Source organism: Lujinxingia vulgaris (assembly GCF_007997005.1).
Classification (GTDB): Bacteria; Myxococcota_A; Bradymonadia; order Bradymonadales; family Bradymonadaceae; genus Lujinxingia.
Genome location: NZ_VOSL01000099.1, coordinates 1 through 4,941, shown reverse-complemented (window position 1 = coordinate 4,941; position 4,941 = coordinate 1). Strand labels below are relative to the sequence as shown.

Sequence of the window (4,941 nt, the reverse complement as noted above, 5' to 3'; positions counted from 1 at the left end):
CGCGCTGCCGCCGCGCCGCGAGGTGGCCTCCTTGACCGCGTTGGCCAGCAGCGCCTGCACCTCCCGGCCGCGGGCGCGGCGCGTGGCCGGCACAAAATGCACCACCGCAAAGCCCACCAGCGCGCCGACCACAGGCCCGGCTCCCTGGATGGCGAGCCCCCCGTAAAGCCCTGCGAAGACCGCGCCCCAGGCCAACATCAGCGCGCCCGCAAGTCGGAGCAATGAGGCGTGGCGGGTGGCCGCCCAGGCTCCCACAATCAGCCCCAGCACAAGCCCCAGCGGCCCCTGACCGGGCGGCTGCATCAGCCCGGCGTCATCGGCGATCGTGGCCACCGCCTCCGCCCGCACCACCTCCCGGGCGACCTCCCCGTAAGGCGTTCCCGCCCGCTCCACACCGCCCGGAACGTCCGGCACCACAAAGACCACACGCCCTCGGAAGAGCCCCTCCACAAAGCCAGCCTCCTCCAGGTTCGCCCCTGAGAGCCGCGGCATCCCCCCGCTGAAGTTGACGCCCACCGCGTCGCGCGCGCCGACCTCGTACCCGGCCCGCTCCGCCAGATACCCCACCAGCGTGCGCGCCCCGCCCTCGCGCCACACCCGGGCTCGGGGCCCCGGCTCAAGCTCCTCGGGCGTCAGCCGCCAGAACTCACACCCGCTCCCCAGCCAGCGCGGCCGCACCTCGGCGTAGTAGAGCACCGCGTCGGAACACCCGCGCACCGCCTGCGCCTCTCCCCAGGCCAGCCCCGCCCCGGCATACACCGCGACAAGGCGCGCGCCGTCGCCCTCAACACGCCCCACCAGCTCCTCGATCAGCGCGGCCTCATAGGGGGCTGGCCCGCGCGCTTCGGCAAACACCTCGTCGAGCGTCACCACCACCACCGACTGCGTCGTGGCCCGCTCCCCGCGGGCCAGGTACGCCGCCTGACGCAACGCCTCATTGAGCCAGCTTCCGCCCCCGGCAGCGCCGATCAGCAGGCAGAGCAACCCCAGGGCCAGCGTCACGACCACCCGTCGACGCTGCGCCTGCCACCACCCCCGCACCTGCCATCGCCAGCGACGCCAATGCACTTCGTAGGGCTCACACCTTGAAGAAATCCGCGCCGAAACAGCACCTGCGCGCGGCGAGCACACCTGCCCGGCCCGGAGTGTAAAGGCTTGTTGCCTGCGCCGCAAAAAATCGCACTTGCGGCTCATTGACCCGACAAAATACCTTCTAGTATCAAAGACTTACGAATCGAAGCCAACCTTCTGCATCCCCGCCAGCGTGATGCTCGCCAGAAAGTTTGCGCTCCCTTCGCTCCTGTGCGAGACTCAGCCCTGGTACAATCCTTTACAAGCGAGGCGACGCCATGAACACCAACCAGGTCAAATCCCTCTCGGCCCTCGCCAGCCAGTTTGTTCAACGCGCCCACGCGTACATGGAGCAGGCCGACGCCTGTGGCTTTGACACCGAAGATCTTCAGGCCCACGCCGAGCGCTTCTCCGCCTCCCTCCAGAACAACGCCGATGTCGACGAAGCCATGTACCGCGAGCTCGCCCTTAAAATGCTCGCTCACGTCGATCATATCCTCGAGGTGCTCGACCAGACTGAGCGCCCCGACGCGAAGCTCATCGAGATCGCGATGGCGGTCAAAAACACCTCCCGGCTGCTCAGCGCGGTGCACAACTTCGACGCGCGCTTCCAGCGCTGAGCCTGCCCCCCCGAAGATCCCGACCTTGCCTCTGACCTCGCCAGCCTCCCGGTGGGGCGCGCGGGGCGTCGTTGCCCTGCTCGCCACGCTGGTGCTCACCGCGCCTGTCGGCAGCTCGCATGCCTGGCAACCGCTCCCGGAGCCCGACACCGACGATCTGCTCGACTGGCAGCCGCTTTTGGAGCCGGAACATCGTCGGGTGCTGGAGCCGGGCGACGCCACGCTCTTTACGGCGCCGCGCCACGCGGTGGTGCGTGTGCAGTTTGAGCCCCCCGAGCTCGCCAGCGCGCTGATCGTCGAGGAGCGCGTCGCCAGCGCCGATGGCCTGACCACGGCCTCACTTCCGCTTAAGCCCTTTGTGCTCGACGGGGGCGACTGGCTCATCCTCACCAGCGTCTCGCACAGCCCGACGGTGCGGGTGGCGCTTGATGGGCGCGCCGGCCAGAGCGTGACGCTTTCGGCGCACACGTTGGACCACGCCCCGCCGCGACTTTATTGGGACTGGTGGCAGCGACGGCTGCACCGCTGGCTGCAGCTCGCGCCGCTGGCGCCGCCGCCGAGCGATCTTCCGATCGCCGCCCGCGCCCGGGTCATCTCCCTGGCGAGGGAGGCGCAGCTGCTGCACATCCTTACCCACGCGCTCAGCGAAGAGGCCGATCTTCGCCAGGCGGCCCATCACCTGGGCCGGGCGATGCTCACCCGGGCGATTCAGCGGGAGCGCCAGCCCGACGGGCGCTTTCATGCCCGCAGCCCCATCGCGCCGAATTTTGAGCCCGCGCTGCCTGATGCCAGCGTCAGCCTCCCCACCGGCCCGAGCGCCGCGCTTCGGCTAAAGCCCGGCGAAGACGCCCACCTCACCGTCGACGGCCCGGCGCGCCTGGAGCTGGGCGTGCGCGCCCTGAAGACGCCTCAGAACGCCGAACAGATCTCGCCATTCGCGCTGGAGATCTTCGAGCGCGGGCATCCGGTGCACCGGGCCGACTTCAGCAGCGGACCGGCCCGCTTCTTGCCGGACGGCCGCCCGCTGAGCACCTCCTCGTCGGGGCCGCTGCTCGTCGGCGACGAAGACGCCACCCCCGACGACGTTCCGAGCGAGGACGAAAACCTCGACCTCAACGGCGACCCGGAGCTCGATCCCGCCAGCCCCACGCGCCACACCGGCGTGCAGGAGGCCCGCGACGACCGTGGCACGCTCGTCAGCTGGCGCCGCACCACCTCGATGTGGGTGCCGCCGGGGCGCCATCATTACACGTTGCGCGCGGCCGAGGCCGAGCTCGTGATCGACGGCGACATCGCCCGCCCCCGCTACCTGCTGCAAGATGTGGCCGGGCGGCTGCATAACCCCGACTGGCATATCCAACGCGCCGAGGCGCTGCTCACAGGCGACGAGAGCCCCGCGGCCATCCTGCTGCGCGCCGAGATCGCGTCGTTTCTCGGACAGCTGGACAACGCCCGCAACCTCCTCTTTGCCGCTCGCCAGGCCCTCGACACCTCGGCGCATCACGCCGCCTGGATCACCTGGCTTGAGGGGCGGCTCAACCCGGATCGCGTTCAGCCCCCCGAGCCCCTTCTCGACCTTATCCAGAGCGAACTTCTTCCCCCTGCGGCCCGACGCCTGATCGGCCTTCAGGCCGCGCGCCGGAACCTCGCTCTGGGCTACCCGGAGCTGGCCGCCGCCACCCTCGACGCCCTCCCGGATGATCCTGACGGTGCCAGCATCGATCTTCCGCTGGAGCAGGCGCTGCGCGCCGAGACCATTCTCACCGGCGGCAGCCGCCGCGAGGCGCGCTGGGCGGGCTTTGATCTGCTCTATACGGCCTGGCTGCGCGATCCCATCCACCCGGACCGCACCGACGCCCTTCAGTCCCTGTGGTGGTACGCCACCTACTGGCGCGATCTGGAGCCGATGCCCGAAGCGCCGCTCGCGCCCTCGAGCGACGCCCCCGGCGACGACGCCAAGAACCCCGAAAACACCGAAAACACCGGCCCCCCGGGCCAACCTCTCCCCCCGGAACCCACCCTCTTTCTGGAGCCCCTGGGGCCGGCCGACACGCGCACTTTCCTGGCGAGCGTCGCCGATCGCACCACGCTGCTCTACCGCCTGCCTCACGAGCAGCCGGCCCGCCTGAGCGCTCCGCCCAACGCCCCCACGGCCGCCCAGCGCCTCACCCTCATCGCCCGCGCCGCCCAACACCCGGCCATCGCCGCCCTGAGCCTTCGGAGCGGTGAGGAGCCCGGCACATTTGCGTTTCTTCAAGAGAAGGCGCTGCAAGCGTTCGAGCTGCTCACCACGACCAACGCCGCGCTTCACGTGCAGAACCTCTCGCCAGATCCGCTCACCGAAATTTACAGCCCTCAGCCTCCCGAAGATCTCGAGTGGATGCCCTCCGACCACATCGTCACCCCTCGCAACTACTGGGAGGCCGACGCCGAGGGGGTGCGCTTTGCGCTGGAGTCTCCCGGCACCACCCGCTACGTGCGCCTGCATCTTCGCCCGACGGCTGCCGAGCCGAGCATCCGCCTGCGCATCGACGACGGGGCCAACGCCCCGCGCGACCTCGTCGTCGACGCCAGCGCTCACCTACGCGCGACCTACCCGGCGCCGCTTCGCCTCACCCTGCAACTTCCCCCGGAAGCCCAACACCTGGAGGTGCGCGCGATCTCGCAAAACGTCTTCGTCGCGCTCGATCAGCGCGCCGCCCGCGAAGATCGCGCCGCCGAGCCCATCCCCGTGGCCGTCACCCTGCCGCCTTCCCCGCAGACCCTGCAGCGCCTCTCATTACTCTCCCGCCAGATCCACGATGAGGCCACCCTCGCCAGAAAACGCACCCTCCAGGTCGAGCGCGCCGAGCTGCTGATGAGCCTGGGCCAGAACGCCCTGGCCGAGGTCGATCTCTACGCCGCGGCCTTCGACTTCCGCACCCCCGGCGACGTCCTGGAGCGCGCCCGCGGCCTGATCGCCACGCTGCGGCAACGCGCCGACCGCCGCTGGGTGCAACTTCCCGACGCCTCGCTGGTGCACCCGCACGCGCTCAGCGAGCATCTCAGCGATGCCCTCTTTGAAGACGCCCGGCGCCACCCGGCCGCCCTGGCCAGTTGCGAGGCCGATCTTCGCTACGGCCCCCCCGCCCCCGACCTTGAGCCGGCCTGCGCCGAGGTGCGCGCGCTGGCCAACGCCACCGAGGCCGAGCGCCCCGACCTCCTCGTCGACATGGCACGCCGACGCTCCGAGAGCCCCCGCCGAGCCGAC

General features: G+C 70.4%; 3 protein-coding genes. 2 read left to right on the top strand and 1 reads right to left on the bottom strand.

All coding sequences use genetic code 11. The features are described from left to right. Nucleotides 1-1,068 (bottom strand): hypothetical protein (locus tag FRC96_RS16160; protein WP_146975944.1); only part of this gene is annotated, 1,068 nt, incomplete at its 3' end. 281 nt (nucleotides 1,069-1,349) lie between these two features. On the opposite strand from FRC96_RS16160, the gene FRC96_RS16155 reads away from it, so the two are divergent. Further along, nucleotides 1,350-1,691, top strand: a complete 342-nt coding sequence (locus tag FRC96_RS16155) for a hypothetical protein (protein ID WP_146975942.1) — start codon at nucleotides 1,350-1,352, stop codon at nucleotides 1,689-1,691. A 25-nt stretch (nucleotides 1,692-1,716) separates the two neighbouring features. Then, nucleotides 1,717-4,941, top strand: a 3,225-nt coding sequence (locus FRC96_RS16150; RefSeq protein ID WP_146975940.1) for a hypothetical protein, incomplete at its 3' end; no start/stop codon positions are given.

Bases quoted from the DNA above. Each gene is read 5' to 3' on its own strand.
- FRC96_RS16155 (WP_146975942.1), top strand. From the start codon at position 1,350: ATGAACACCAACCAGGTCAAATCCCTCTCGGCCCTCGCCAGCCAGTTT.